This is a genomic window from Candidatus Pantoea multigeneris (assembly GCF_011752615.1).
GTDB classification, from domain to species: domain Bacteria; phylum Pseudomonadota; class Gammaproteobacteria; order Enterobacterales; family Enterobacteriaceae; genus Pantoea; species Pantoea multigeneris.
The window spans coordinates 792,815-806,167 of record NZ_VWXF01000001.1; the positions used below are offsets into that span (position 1 = coordinate 792,815).

12 protein-coding genes are annotated in these 13,353 nt (G+C 53.7%); 9 read left to right on the plus strand and 3 right to left on the minus strand.

What is annotated here, in order from left to right:
- Positions 1–53: 53 nt before the first annotated feature.
- The 5 genes from glnP (at position 54) to ybiO (ending at position 5,303) form a co-directional block, all read left to right on the plus strand.
- Positions 54–713 carry a glutamine ABC transporter permease GlnP gene (gene glnP / locus F3J40_RS03710; protein ID WP_026042816.1) on the plus strand — a complete coding sequence of 220 codons (660 nt, stop codon included), beginning with the start codon at positions 54–56 and terminating at the stop codon, positions 711–713.
- Complete coding sequence (glnQ, locus tag F3J40_RS03715) at positions 710–1,432, plus strand: glutamine ABC transporter ATP-binding protein GlnQ (RefSeq protein ID WP_017349412.1); 723 nt, start codon at positions 710–712, stop codon at positions 1,430–1,432. Before glnP ends, glnQ begins: the two co-directional genes overlap by 4 nt.
- 244 nt (positions 1,433–1,676) lie before the next feature.
- Complete coding sequence (locus F3J40_RS03720; RefSeq protein WP_167012634.1) at positions 1,677–2,381, plus strand: hypothetical protein; 705 nt, start codon at positions 1,677–1,679, stop codon at positions 2,379–2,381.
- On the plus strand, positions 2,378–2,824 hold the full coding sequence (locus F3J40_RS03725) for a hypothetical protein (protein ID WP_240155273.1): 447 nt from the start codon (positions 2,378–2,380) through the stop codon (positions 2,822–2,824). Before F3J40_RS03720 ends, F3J40_RS03725 begins: the two co-directional genes overlap by 4 nt.
- Positions 2,825–3,089: 265 nt before the next feature.
- Positions 3,090–5,303 carry a mechanosensitive channel protein gene (ybiO, locus tag F3J40_RS03730; protein ID WP_370659853.1) on the plus strand — a complete coding sequence of 738 codons (2,214 nt, stop codon included), beginning with the start codon at positions 3,090–3,092 and terminating at the stop codon, positions 5,301–5,303.
- On the opposite strand, the gene rlmF is transcribed toward ybiO, so the two are convergent.
- Entirely contained in the window at positions 5,300–6,211 is a 912-nt protein-coding gene (gene rlmF / locus F3J40_RS03735) for a 23S rRNA (adenine(1618)-N(6))-methyltransferase RlmF (protein ID WP_167012636.1), read from the minus strand. The two genes, ybiO and rlmF, sit on opposite strands and share 4 nt — an antisense overlap.
- A gap of 157 nt (positions 6,212–6,368) precedes the next feature.
- Here rlmF and F3J40_RS03740 point away from each other — a divergent pair, with 157 nt between their 5' ends.
- Positions 6,369–6,998 carry a flavin reductase family protein gene (locus F3J40_RS03740; RefSeq protein ID WP_167012637.1) on the plus strand — a complete coding sequence of 210 codons (630 nt, stop codon included), beginning with the start codon at positions 6,369–6,371 and terminating at the stop codon, positions 6,996–6,998.
- A 202-nt stretch (positions 6,999–7,200) separates the two neighbouring features.
- Positions 7,201–8,364 carry a M20 aminoacylase family protein gene (locus F3J40_RS03745; RefSeq protein WP_167012936.1) on the plus strand — a complete coding sequence of 388 codons (1,164 nt, stop codon included), beginning with the start codon at positions 7,201–7,203 and terminating at the stop codon, positions 8,362–8,364.
- 67 nt (positions 8,365–8,431) lie between these two features.
- Here the strand turns inward: F3J40_RS03745 and ybiB are convergent, their stop codons facing one another.
- On the minus strand, positions 8,432–9,400 hold the full coding sequence (gene ybiB, locus F3J40_RS03750; RefSeq protein WP_167012638.1) for a DNA-binding protein YbiB: 969 nt from the start codon (positions 9,398–9,400) through the stop codon (positions 8,432–8,434).
- A gap of 49 nt (positions 9,401–9,449) precedes the next feature.
- Positions 9,450–11,594 carry an ATP-dependent DNA helicase DinG gene (gene dinG / locus F3J40_RS03755; RefSeq protein WP_167012639.1) on the minus strand — a complete coding sequence of 715 codons (2,145 nt, stop codon included), beginning with the start codon at positions 11,592–11,594 and terminating at the stop codon, positions 9,450–9,452.
- 234 nt (positions 11,595–11,828) lie between these two features.
- On the opposite strand from dinG, the gene F3J40_RS03760 reads away from it, so the two are divergent.
- Both F3J40_RS03760 and F3J40_RS03765 read left to right on the plus strand, forming a co-directional pair.
- Positions 11,829–12,260, plus strand: a complete 432-nt coding sequence (locus tag F3J40_RS03760; protein WP_167012640.1) for a tetratricopeptide repeat protein — start codon at positions 11,829–11,831, stop codon at positions 12,258–12,260.
- Between the two features lie 14 nt (positions 12,261–12,274).
- Positions 12,275–13,300, plus strand: coding sequence for a hypothetical protein (locus F3J40_RS03765; RefSeq protein WP_167012641.1), 1,026 nt, complete (start codon positions 12,275–12,277; stop codon positions 13,298–13,300).
- The last annotated feature ends 53 nt before the right edge of the window (positions 13,301–13,353 follow it).

The following is a 13,353-nucleotide window of genomic DNA, read 5'->3' on the forward strand; positions in this document are numbered from 1 at the left end:
AGCGAATTTTTCGCTGCCCTTTTCCACTGCAACATCGTATTTGGAGTCGCACCATGGAGTTTGACTGGAGCGTCATTTGGCCTGCTATGCCAGCTTTGCTGGCCGGTGCCAAAATGACCTTAATAATCTCGATTATTGGCCTGATCGGCGGTTTGATCATTGGCCTGATTGCTGGCTTTGCCCGCGCCTATGGCGGTTGGATTGCCAACAACATCGCCCTGGTGTTTATCGAGTTGATTCGCGGTACGCCAATTGTCGTGCAGGTGATGTTTATCTACTTTGCCCTGCCGATGGCCTTCCCGGATCTCCGTATCGATCCCTTCACCGCAGCGGTGATCACCATCACTATTAACTCCGGTGCTTATATTGCGGAAATCACTCGTGGTGCTGTGCTGTCAATTAACAAAGGATTCCGTGAAGCCGGTTTAGCTCTGGGCTTATCCCGCCGTGAAACCCTGCGTTATGTGATTATGCCTCTGGCACTGCGCCGTATGCTGCCACCATTGGGGAACCAGTGGATCGTCAGTATCAAAGATACCTCACTCTTTATTGTTATCGGCGTTGCCGAACTGACCCGCCAGGGCCAGGAGATCATCGCCGGAAACTTCCGCGCGCTGGAGATCTGGAGTGCAGTTGCCATTATTTACCTCGTGATTACGCTGGTGTTGAGCTTTGTGCTGCGCCGCATTGAGAAAAGGGTGAAAATCCTGTGATTGAATTTAAGAACGTCTCAAAGAACTTCGGCCAGACTAAAGTCCTGCACGATATCAACCTGAAAATTAATCAAGGCGAAGTTGTGGTGATTATCGGGCCTTCTGGCTCCGGCAAATCCACGCTGCTGCGCTGCATTAACAAGCTGGAAGAGATCACCACCGGTGACCTGATCGTTGACGGTATGAAAGTAAACGATCCTAAAGTGGATGAGCGGCTGATCCGCCAGGAAGCGGGTATGGTGTTCCAGCAGTTCCATCTGTTCCCACAGATGAGCGCACTGGACAACGTCGCGTTTGGTCCGATTCGCGTCCGTGGCGCTTCGAAAGACGCGGCACAAAAACTGGCGAAAGAACTGCTGGGTAAAGTGGGCCTCGCTGAGCGCGCACACCACTTCCCTTCTGAGCTTTCAGGCGGCCAACAGCAGCGCGTAGCGATTGCGCGTGCGCTGGCTGTGAAACCTAAAATGATGCTGTTTGATGAGCCAACCTCAGCGCTGGACCCGGAACTGCGTCACGAAGTCCTGAAAGTGATGCAGGATCTGGCGGAAGAAGGCATGACGATGGTTATCGTTACCCATGAAGTCGGCTTCGCGCAGAAAGTGGCTTCACGCCTGATCTTTATCGACAAAGGCACCATCGCGGAAGATGGCGACCCGGATACGTTAATTTCGAATCCGCCGAGCGATCGTCTGCGTGAGTTCCTGCAGCACGTTTCCTGATTGCTTGAGTTGAATCAGTAAATATGACCCGCCACTGGCAACAGCGGCGGGTTTTTTATTTTAGGCTTTCAGCTAACAGAATAAAAACCCACACCTTTCCCCCTTTAAAATAAAAAGCAAAACACCAAGGCCAGGCTTGGTTCTGTTTTACGCCCTTTTTGTTAAAACATATCAGCCCGATTTTCAGGGTTGAAATCGATGGCAATGTGATGTCACCGACAAAATTAACAAGGGAGTGAGATAAATGAGTAAACGTACGGATATCATTGATGGAGCGCTGGCGCAAAGTGAAGATTCAGGCCTGGTTTACACTGAAGTGCTCGGATGGGTAGATTTAGGACATGCCAGAGGTGAGGATATCAAAAAGTTGCTTCGTAAGATGGATGAAGGGGAAGCTTCGATTGAAGAGTATTATGAGGTAACTTATAGCCAAGGCATGACTGCTCCATATAATTTACTTCGTGCAGGAAAAATGGAAACGTGGCTCATAAAGAAAGGGCGTCCGCTATGGGAAAGAAAAAGTATTGCTCTAGCAATGATGATGAAGTTGGCTCGAAAGTTTGAGGCTTTTCAAAATTCATTTCCCTACTATCACGCTACAGATAGCGGTTTTAGTGGTGAGGATTTACCTTCGGATTTGCTTGGCTTTTATCGAGCGGTTACTACGCCGAACCCTTTTTCTCTCCTTCGTCCTGTTAGTAAGGCCGAGGCGTTGAAACGCTGGGATTACTACGGGAAAATAGGTGACTGGAAAAATGACAGCTTCTGCCCGCTACTATTTCCCGACCCGGAAAAATTCCGCAACGCAAGGCCACGTAAAGGCGTGTTACCTTCTTTTATGAACACTATTGTACCTTATAATGATTTTTTGTCAGGTAACGTTATTCTTCCCGAAAAAGACAAGACCTTCTTCATTCTTGGCGCATCTAATGGGAGGATGGAACTTTGAAGAAATGGAAAGCAACATGCCTGGTTCTGCTGACTATTGTTGGTCTCATAGGCATAATCCTCATCTGGAACTGGAAGCAACTAGAAATGGGATTTGCCACCAGCGCCGATTATCATGAACAGGATGCTAAGGAGTATAATTATTACACTCCTGATCTACTTAAGCGCATGCCACGTATCTCAAATAACTATAAGTTTGAGTATCATTATGTCGATGCTCAAGAATTTTATGTCTATAGCCTGGCATTTGGCGATACCACAGATACCAGAAAAATCAGAGAGTTTCTCCTGGCGGAAGGATATAGCCCACAGCCCTCGTGCCCGACAGAGGCTGAATGTTTAGCATCACCCCGGAATAAAGACGAAGTATCATTTTATAGTTCAAGTCACCTTAACATGGTAAAAATCAATATTGTTCGCAGTGCTAAACATGGCAGAATTTAGGTTTCGTTACGTAAGCCTATACTTCTGCCCAAAGAAAGTTTCCACATCAGTATAGCTTTCAACCTGACACTCCTGAGCTCGTTATCCTCGTCTCAGGAGTTCTCTCCCACCATGTGATTTTCCCCTCCTTTCCCCCTTTAAGACTAATCACCTGAAATCCCTGTCTATACTTTGCAACGGGTAAAGTCGCCTCATCAGGGAGATGGTTATGCCGTTACTGAAGCTGTTGCGCTCCACCTGTACGTGCGCATTCATACTCTGCATTATGGTTATTGTAGGGATACCAGAAACGCAGGCTGCCGTGACACTGCCGCAGGCGGCGGTGGCGCAACAGAGCAGCGCAGCCGGTGCAACCAGCAGTGAGCCGAGCACTGCGGATAAAAAAGCCGCTTATGCCGCGCTGGCAAACATCCTCGATAACGATCAATCCCGCAAAGAACTGATTGACCAGTTGCGCAGTGCCGCCGCCACCCCAGCGAATACCCCGGCACCGGTACTGACCCCGCCTGACAGCAGCGATGAAGATAAAACCGTGCTGGAAGGCGTCACCCAGGTGACGCGGGAGTACGGCGGTGAAGTGGCGAGCCAGTTTATCAACCTGCACAACAACATTGTTAACGCTCCCCACAAGGCCTTTAATCCCCAGACCGTGCTCAGCGCATCAAAGCATTTTGTGGTGCTGGCCGTGGCGCTGTTTGCCGTTTACTGGCTACTGCGCATTTTGGCCGCTCCCCTGTATCGTCGCATGGGCAGTTGGGCACGACGTAAAAATCTTGAACGGCACAACTGGCTGCACCTGCCGGGCACCATCGGTATGGCCTTTGTTATCGACCTACTGCTGCTGGCCGCCACGCTGTTTATCGGCCAAATCATCAGTGACAACTACAATGGCGGCAACCGCACCATCTCCTATCAGCAAGGCCTGTTCCTCAATGCGTTTGCTTTGATTGAATTCTTTAAAGCGGTACTGCGTCTGATCTTCTGCCCCGGTTATAACGAACTGCGCTTTTTCCACCTCAGCGCCGTCCGCGCGCGTTACTGGAATACCCGCTTGAGCTGGCTTAGCGGGGTGATTGGCTATGGCTTACTGGTGGTGGTGCCGATTGTTTCGAATCAGGTGAATCTGCAAGTTGCCGCCCTGGTGAACGTGGTGGTGATGGGCATTATGACCGGCTGGGCACTGTGGCTGATTTTCCGCAATCGACGCAATATTCATGCTGCGCTGATCGCACTGGCAGATCGCAGCCTCGCCTTTTTTGCCCTGTTTATTCGCGCCTTTGCATTGGTATGGCACTGGTTCGCCAGCGCCTACTTTATCGCCCTGTTTTTCTTTTCGGTGTTCAATCCGGGAGACAGCCTGAAATACATGATGTCGGCTACCGTGCGCAGCCTCGCCATTATCTGTATCGGTGCCTTTATTTCCGGCATTCTCTCGCGCTGGATCGCGAAAACCATCACTTTGTCAGAAGAGACGCGACGTAACTATCCCGAGTTACAGCGCCGGGTAAACAGCTGGATCAAGGCGTTGCTCAAGCTGGCTCGGGTGGTCACCGTGTTTGCCACCTTGTTGATGCTGCTCAGCGCCTGGAATCTGTTTGACCTGTGGTACTGGGTGACACAGGGTGCCGGGCAAAAAATGGTGGATGTGCTGATACGTATCGTGGTGATCCTGCTGCTCTCCGCCGTTGGCTGGACGGTACTGGCGAGTGTGATTGAGAGCCGACTGGCGTCGGATTCCCATGGCCGTCCGATGCCCAGCGCGCGTACCCGTACGCTGTTAACGCTGTTCCGTAATGCGCTGGCGGTGGTGATCACCACCATTACCGTGATGATTCTCCTCTCAGAGATCGGCGTGAATATCGCGCCACTGCTGGCCGGGGCTGGGGCACTGGGTCTGGCGGTGTCATTCGGTTCCCAGACGCTGGTGAAAGATATCATCACCGGCATCTTCATTCAGTTCGAAAACGGCATGAATACGGGAGATTTGGTCACCATCGGCACCATTACCGGCACGGTAGAACGCATGTCGATTCGGTCAGTGGGGGTGCGTCAGGATACCGGCGCGTACAACATCATTCCCTGGTCTTCGATTACCACTTTCGCTAACTTCGTTCGCGGTATCGGATCGTTTGTCGCGAACTATGATGTTGATCGCCGGGAAGACAGTGAACGGGTGAATGCTATTTTACAGGCGGCGGTCAAAGAGCTGATGGAAAATCCTGACATCCGCAGCATGGTGATTGGTGAGCCAGGCTTTGCCGGACTGGTAGGTTTGACTAATCAGTCATTTACCGTACGTGTCTCCTTTACCACCCAGCCGTTGAAACAGTGGACGGTGCGCTTTGCGCTGGATGACAAAGTGAAGAAACATTTTGATGCTGCCGGCATTAAAGCCCCACACCAGACGGTGCAAGTCATGCAGACCGGCAGCGATGTTTCCAGTGCTGCCAGCCTGCCTGCCCTACCGGCGGCAGATTAGCCCAGCAAACGACGTTGACGAGCCGCGGCCGGGAGGAAGCTCCAGGTCAGGAAGCGGCTTTGCTTCTGTCCCTGCGCCATGTCGATAACGCGTACGGTTTCTACCTCAACCTCCTCAAGCTGCTTGCGCAGTGCCGGGAGGTTCTCTTTGCGCGATACCAGGGTGGTAAACCAGACGATTTGCTGGCTGAAAGTCTCGCTCTCTGTGATCATCCGGGAGATGAACTGGCGCTCGCCCCCTTCACACCACAGCTCGTGCTGCTGGCCGGAGAAGTTAAGCTTAGCGTCATTTTTCAGCCCGAGATTACGCACCTTACGCTGTGAACCCTCTGCGGCTTCCTCAGCAGAGGCATGGAACGGCGGGTTACACAAAGTCACATGGAAACGTTCGTTTTTATGGACCACGCCCGCGAAAATACGCGCAGCATCGTCCTGACGGCGCAGACGAATCGCGCGCTGCAAGCCCCCGTTCGCCGCCACAATCTTATTCGCGGCTTTGATCGCTTCTGCTGAGATATCGGTACCGGTAAAGCGCCAGCCATACTCAGCATGCCCGATGACCGGATAGATGCAGTTAGCGCCGCAGCCGATATCCAGCACGTCCAACTGCCCCGGCTTCCGTCCGCCGCAGTCCTGCATCAGCAGGTCGGCCAGATGGTGAATATAGTCGGCACGGCCCGGGATCGGTGGGCAGAGAAAGCCCGGAGCCAACTGCCAGTCGAGCTGATAGTAGTGCTTCAGCAGCGCCTGGTTGAGCAGAATAACCGCTTCAGGATCGGCAAAATCGATCGACTGTTTACCATAGCCATTAGGGCGCACTTTTCCGCTAAGGGCCGGGAGCGCTGCGCAGAGCGCGTTGAAATCATACTCGCCCTGATGGCGGTTACGTGGGTGAAACAGGTTCTTCATGGGGATCCTCACTGTCAGAAGCGGGCGTACAATAACGATTCTGGGGCAGGAAATAAATCTTTGTGGCAAAAAGGGAGCGCACAATCCGTTCACCAAAAGTGTGACACCCGCGCGAGCACAGCGACTATGATAGCGGTATTCACTGCCGGAGACTGTTATGCATAAACGCTATACCTATCAACCCCGTGCCGGGCACGGTTTACCGCACGATCCGTTGAATGCCATCATTGGCCCACGTCCCATCGGCTGGATCAGTTCTGTCAGCGCCAGCGGTGAGCGTAACCTGGCCCCTTACAGCTTTTTTAACTGTTTTAACTACACGCCACCTATCATTGGTTTCTCCAGCACCGGCTGGAAAGACAGCGTGCAAAACATTGTCGAAACCAAAGAGTTTGTCTGGAATCTGGCTACGCGCCCGCTGGCAGCGGCGATGAATGAAAGCTCAGCGTCCATTCCACGTCACGAAGATGAGTTTGCGCTGGCGGGCGTCACACCCCTTCCTGCCTCGCAGTTGAATGTCAGTATGGTGGCCGAAAGCCCGGTGAATTTTGAGTGTCGCCTTACGCAATGCATCCAGTTAACAGATGCGCAGGGAGAGGCGATCAATAGCTGGCTGATCCTGGGTGAAGCGGTAGCCATCCATATTGATCCGGCACTGCTCGAAGAGGGCATTTATCAAACGGCGAAAGCCCAGCCCATTTTACGTGCCGGTGGCCCGTCGGCCTATTATGGCATCAGTGAAGACCAGCGTTTCGATCTGCTGCGCCCGGATGCGCTTCGCCGTTAATGGCACGGTTCAGGTACGGTTACGGTGCCTGAACAGCTTGCAACCGCTTTTCCGTTCTGACTTATTCCAAATTGTTTTAGCCTATAGCCAAAATTCATCTGCGGTGCGATAGACGTCAGTGGCCGCTTACGACTACAGTAAAATCCATATCTTGGTGATGACGATAATTAATGCCTTCACCGCTTATGGAGACACTTTGTTGATGACCCTGCCCGCCTCTTTACTTGCTGATGCCCTGCGCTGGCGTCGCCAGTTACACCAACGCCCGGAACTGGGTTATCAGGAACACCAGACCAGCAGCCAGGTCGCTGAAATTCTTGAACAGGCTGGATTACAGGTTTTCCGTGGTCTGGCGGGTACGGGCGTGATCGCAACGCTGGAAAATGGGCCAGGCCCGGTGATTGGCTTGCGCGCAGATATGGACGCGTTACCGATCACCGAAAAAGGGGAATCTGCCTGGCGGTCCACCACTCCCGGTGTGATGCATGCCTGCGGTCACGATGGCCACACCGCGATTCTGCTGGCCACCGCCTGCCATCTGGCCGCCACACGATGTTTTAGCGGCACCGTGCATTTCATCTTCCAGCCTGCCGAAGAGAACCTCGGCGGCGCACGTAAGATGGTCGAAGAAGGTCTGTTCCAGCGCTTCCCGATGGACGCCGTGTATGCACTGCACAACTGGCCAGGCTTACCGGTGGGTTCGCTGGCAGTAAACAGTGATGCGATGATGGCCTCACTGGATTCGTTTGAAATTACCCTGCAAGGCAAAAGCTGCCACGCCGCGATGCCAGAAAGCGGCGCAGACCCCATGGTGGTCGCTGCGGAGCTGATTCTGGCCCTTCAGACCATTCCTTCACGCCGCCTCTCACCGCTGGCTTCCGCCGTGATTAGCGTGACCCAGATCCACGGTGGAGAAGCGATTAACGTGATTGCCGATAGCATTCAACTGCGCGGTACGGTGCGTTGCCTGCAAGGTGATGTACGCGATCGCGTTAAACAGCTTATTAATGAGTTTGTCACCACGCTGCCCCAGCCCTTTGGCGTGAGCGGCAGCATTGAGTGGCTGCCGGGCTATCCCGTTACGCGTAATCATGCACTTTCTGCCGAACAGGTCCGGGCAGTGGCCGAAAGGACGTTGGGTGCTGAGAAAGTTCAGTGGCAGGTTAATCCCTCCATGGCCTCAGAAGATTTCGCCTGTATGTTAGAAGCCTGTCCTGGCGCCTATTTCTGGCTCGGTGCCGACGGCGCCACGCCTTCTGCGCCACTGCATAACGCGCACTTCGATTTTAATGATGATCTGCTGCCGATTGGCATTCAGTTCTGGCAGGATCTGGTCGAACAGCTGCTGTCACGCCGTTCCAACTGACGGCTTCCCGCATGACAGGCGCGGGACATGAGCGAAAATAATGGCGCATCGACTGCGCCATTTTTCTTTACCAGCCAGCCTGAGAAAGCCACTCCAGACCCGCATCAATCGAGACGCTGCGCCCACTCGCACGCAGACAACACGCCAGTTGCAGACGCAGCGACTGCGGTACTGCTCTTTCCCGCTGCAAGACCTGGTTTATCCAGCGTGCCGTATCGGCAGCGCTTTTCGATTCGGCCAGATCCAGCGCAAGCTCCGGCTGGCGTTCCACCCACACTTCCGCTTGCTGTTCAGCACCGCCAATCCAGTTGATGGCCGGACAACGCTGAGGATTCGCATACACCTCGCCTTCAGTACCGTTTAGCAGCAGCGCGGGCGCATCAATCGCCTGGAAGAACTGCCCAACGCGTGGCACATATTCCGGGTGCGAAACGCTGGCAATACGCAGGGCAGCACGCTCGGCAAACGGTGTTGCCAGTTTTGCCAGCGTATGGGCACTGTTACGCACGCCCATTCTCCAGCGTAACGCGAGCTGTGTTGCCATTGGCGGACACAGGTGATCAATGGTCATAAACACCAGTTGGTCTGCATCCAACCGGGCCTGTGCCTCAGCGGCGTGGGTGGAGGCAGGCACACCCAGCTCAGCAAATACCGCTTCACTGGTGATACGTGTGGCGTCATCGCTCACGCCATGCACCAACACCGGAAAACCAATACGGGACAACAGTAAAGCCAACAGCGGGGTCAGATTGCCCTGACGACGTGCGCCGTTATAACTGGGAATGACAATCGGGACTGGACGCTCAGCAGGGGCTTGCAGGCGCATCATCTGCTGCTGCATCGCCTGGTAAAAGCCCAGCATCTCTTCTTCGCCTTCACCTTTAATACGCAGCGCGATCAGTACCGCGCCCAGCTCCAGGTCGGCCACTTCACCCGCCAGCATCGCCGTATAAAGGGAAAATGCGGTGTCCCGATCGATATCACGCGCATGATTTTTACCGCGCCCGATCTCTTTAATGATTTTGTTCAGTTCCATGATTCGCTTCCAAAAAGGGCCACCCATACTGGTGACAAAGCCTGGGTTGTTAACGCACTTTTTTGCGCGTGCGCGTCTTTTTTACCTCAGCCGAGGGGACCGGTGGCTGCTCAATCGGGAACACCGGCAAGGCCGCCAGTAACCGGCTACCATAATTTTTACTCACCAACCGCCGATCATAAATCACTATCTCACCGAAGCAGTTATGGCTGCGAATGAGACGGCCTACCTGCTGAATCAGCGTAAATGAAGCGCTGGGCAGACTCTGGACTTCAAACGGATAGCGGTTGAGGCTTTTCAGCCACTCACCTTCAGTCAAAATTACCGGACTGTCTATCGGGGGAAAAGCAATTTTATGAATGTGTACCTGTGAAAGCAGTTCGCCCTTGAGATCCAACCCTTCAGCAAAAGATTGCAGCCCCACCAGAATGCTCAGTTGACCCGCCTCAACCCGTTTACGGTGCAGCTCGACCATGCGATAGCGCGGCTGATCGCCCTGCACCAGCATAGAAAGGCGCAGATCGGTTACATGGGTTAAAAACTGCTGCATGGCACGGCCACTGGCAAACAGCACCAAAATGCCTTTGTGTTTCTCCTCCGCCACCTGCTGACGGAAGAAACGTGCCATTTCGGCAATGTGCTCCGCTTCTTGCTGCATCTGCGGCTCGAAGTGCATTTGTGGTATCACCAGTTTGCCCTGATCGACATGACTGAAGGGCGAGTCTAATGCCACAAAACGATCGCCCGCTTTTTCATGCAGGCCTGACATTTCCTGTAAGCGGTTGAAGCTATTTAATGAACGCAAAGTCGCAGATGTCACCACCACGTGCGGGATTTTACGCCACAGTAGTTTTTCCAGCTGATCGCTAACGCGAATTCCGGCACAGTGAAACAGCATATGGGCCTGCCCGTCCCGCACTTCACGGCTCACCCATTTGGAAACAGGCGCATTGGAGGCTTTTTCCATCGCCGCCAGCCGCCAGAGCTTACTCACCGCCTCAAAGCCACCGAAGTGCCGGTTCAGCTGCAATAACGCCCGGTGTAGTCGAACAATATCCACTTTTCCGGTCTGTTCGCCGAGGGCATTGATCAGCCCTTCCGCCAGCCCACGTAAGGCATCACACAGTTTGAACAGCCGGGCGCAGAGCAGCATTAACGCTTCCGGGAGTTCACCCAACACAAAGCGATACTCACCGGGTTGATTACTGGCGGGTAACAGTGGTTGTAACTGCTGACAGGTTTGATCGAGGAGATCGCGCAGTTCATCGCAATGTCCTTTGAGTCGTTCAGGATTGGTGAGCGGCGGCGGTGATTTCGGCCGCAGCTGCGCCATGATGCTCTCCACCAGACGAATAAACAGATCAAGCTGCAGGTTCCACCAGGCTGGGGTAATTTCGGCGCTCATCTCCAGTGCATCACGCGCGACTTCGGGCAGATGATGACCTTCATCCAGCACCAACAGCAGGTTTTTCGGCGGCGGCAAGACCGACTCGCTCTCCAGCGCGGCCATGACCAGCGCATGGTTAGCCACGACCACATCGACCTGCTCTATTTCTCGCCGGGCGACAAAAAACGGGCATTCGCGATACCAGCGGCAATGCGTACCCAGACAACTGGCTTTGTCAGTGGACAGCCGCTGCCACAGGCTGTCGCTAATGGCGATATCCGTGTGATCGCGCAGACCATCCCACGCCCCTTGCGCAAGGGTCTTCGCCAGTTTACCGCACTGGGCCTGCTCTTCTTTGGTGCTGCTCACCGTGTTCTCTTCATCGAGATAGAGCAGCAAATCACCCTGCTGATCGTCATCCGCCGCCAGCGCCGCCAGATTGCGCGGACACACGTAGCGACCACGGCCAAACGCCGCAGTAAAGGTCAGGTCGGGAATGATTTTTTTTAGCAACGGCAGATCTTTGGTGAAGATCTGATCCTGCAACGCCACATTAGCGGTGCTGATCACCAGGCTTTTTTCTTCTGCACGGCTGACCGCAATACCTGGGATGAGATAGGAGAGCGTTTTACCCACGCCGGTTGGTGCTTCGATCGCCAAATGACGACCTTCATCCCCGGCAAGGCTTTTCGCCACTTCGGCGATCATTTGTCGCTGTGGTGGGCGGGGAATAAAGTCAGGCACCTGTTGCTGCAATGCTTTATACCATTGTGCAATCTGGGTTTTTACTGCTGCTGTCAGGGCCATGGTCATCACTGGGTAAGAAAAACAGCCTGTATTTTTACACAGTAGCGGCGCTGGCGTCAGCTTTCGTCTGCATTTTTTCGCGCTGGCTCGAGAATTTCCCCCCGCCAATCACCACGTGTTTTTTTCTCTCTGGTCGTCTGTACTCGCAAAGAAATACACGCCATGTCTGTGAACTTAGCCACGGCAAGATCACACCTACTTTGCGCACTGCAACATCAAAAAAATGGAAAAATAATGAAAAATCATCCACAAAAAGAACAGGACCACCTCCCCCTCCCCGAAGAAGAGTGCGAAGCGGTATACGCACGCGGCTACCAGGCCTTTAATGACCAACACTACGACACGGCTTTCGCCTGTTTTTCATTACTTAGCCTGCTCGCCCCGCAGGAGCCTGCTTACCTGTTTGCTTTGGCCTGTACGTTAAAAATACAAGGTCGCCACCGCGAGGCATTAGTGCTCTACCATCAGTGCCTTGAGCTTAATCCGCAAGATATCTGGAGCTGGTTCCACTCTGGGCAATGTTTTCAAATCCTCCGCGATGTCCCCCGCGCGGTACTTGCCTTTCAGCGAACCGTCCAGGCCAGCTTCCCCCCGGCGATTAACGCAAACTCTGCCGACCTACGTGCTCAGGCCGAAGCACAACTGCTCAGCCTTAATGGCCATTAATTCAGGAGTTCATCATGCCAATCGATCAATTGCCCGGTATTCATGGCACACAAGGTCCCAGTGCGCTCAATCAGACAAATGCCGCATCGTCCGCGCCAGCCACACCGGCCAGCGCAGAAGAGATGGGAATGGCGGCAATAGACAGCAGAAAAGCCCTGTTTGCCAAGCGGGGTAAATATCAGTTCGCACGCTCCCATTCGCTTGATCACAAGACAATGGATGTCACGTCGACCGGTATTCCATTACGCAGGCAGGACGAAGTCCCCTCACCCACCGTCCGGCAAGTGAGTACCGATTCGATTTCTACGGCCACCTCTCAGGCCGATCCCACCAGTCAGGTGGCCGCTTACCGTGCCGAACAGGAGCGATCCACGCAGACAATCAGTACGTTGCAAAAGAACATAGCCCGCAATAGCTTGATCGAAGGTCTTGCCAAGCTCCCCGCCCCCACCGCACAGGTCGTTATGACCATGCTTTCAGCCTCCATGAACGGTTCAGGTTATGGTATGGCGGCGATGGGTGCGGTGAATCTGGCCTCCAACGCCATCGATGCCGCCACTAGCGCCATGCACTACAAAGCCGTATTGCAGGATCAACCCGGCTTAAAAATGGAAGGTAGCTCGATTAAAAATGCCCTTTACTGGCTGGGCAAAAAAAGCGGCATATCTGAAACCCGTGCCATTCAGGTGGCTAACCACGGTGAACCCATTGTGCAGGGGGCGCTTAGTGCGGGGACGCTGGCATCGGTCTATTTTGACAATGCTTCGGTGTTTAGCTATTTCAACGTCGGAGCCAAAGCCACGGCCACTGCCGCGCTGGCGGTGAACCATGCCATTGATCATCTCAACGTGAAGAAAACAGAGATGGCCGAGCAGCTGGTGGCTGAGCAAAGCCATTTAAATACGGCTCATGAGCTAGAACTTGAAGCCGCAAGATATGAAAATCTCATGCGGACCAACCAGCAACTCAGGAGCGATAACAGCGCGCTCCATGAAGAGATAACGGGGCTAAGGTTGCGGAAAAATCGCACCAGCACATAGTCCATCACTCCCTGCGCCAACCTGTGAAACCTGCTGGCTAAGTTGTACATAGA

Bases quoted from the DNA above. Each gene is read 5' to 3' on its own strand.
- glnP (WP_026042816.1), top strand. From the start codon at position 54: ATGGAGTTTGACTGGAGCGTCATTTGGCCTGCTATGCCAGCTTTGCTG.
- F3J40_RS03720 (WP_167012634.1), top strand. From the start codon at position 1,677: ATGAGTAAACGTACGGATATCATTGATGGAGCGCTGGCGCAAAGTGAA.
- ybiO (WP_370659853.1), top strand. From the start codon at position 3,090: ATGGTTATTGTAGGGATACCAGAAACGCAGGCTGCCGTGACACTGCCG.
- rlmF (WP_167012636.1), bottom strand. From the start codon at position 6,211: ATGAAGAACCTGTTTCACCCACGTAACCGCCATCAGGGCGAGTATGAT.
- F3J40_RS03740 (WP_167012637.1), top strand. From the start codon at position 6,369: ATGCATAAACGCTATACCTATCAACCCCGTGCCGGGCACGGTTTACCG.
- F3J40_RS03745 (WP_167012936.1), top strand. From the start codon at position 7,201: ATGACCCTGCCCGCCTCTTTACTTGCTGATGCCCTGCGCTGGCGTCGC.
- ybiB (WP_167012638.1), bottom strand. From the start codon at position 9,400: ATGGAACTGAACAAAATCATTAAAGAGATCGGGCGCGGTAAAAATCAT.
- dinG (WP_167012639.1), bottom strand. From the start codon at position 11,594: ATGGCCCTGACAGCAGCAGTAAAAACCCAGATTGCACAATGGTATAAA.
- F3J40_RS03760 (WP_167012640.1), top strand. From the start codon at position 11,829: ATGAAAAATCATCCACAAAAAGAACAGGACCACCTCCCCCTCCCCGAA.
- F3J40_RS03765 (WP_167012641.1), top strand. From the start codon at position 12,275: ATGCCAATCGATCAATTGCCCGGTATTCATGGCACACAAGGTCCCAGT.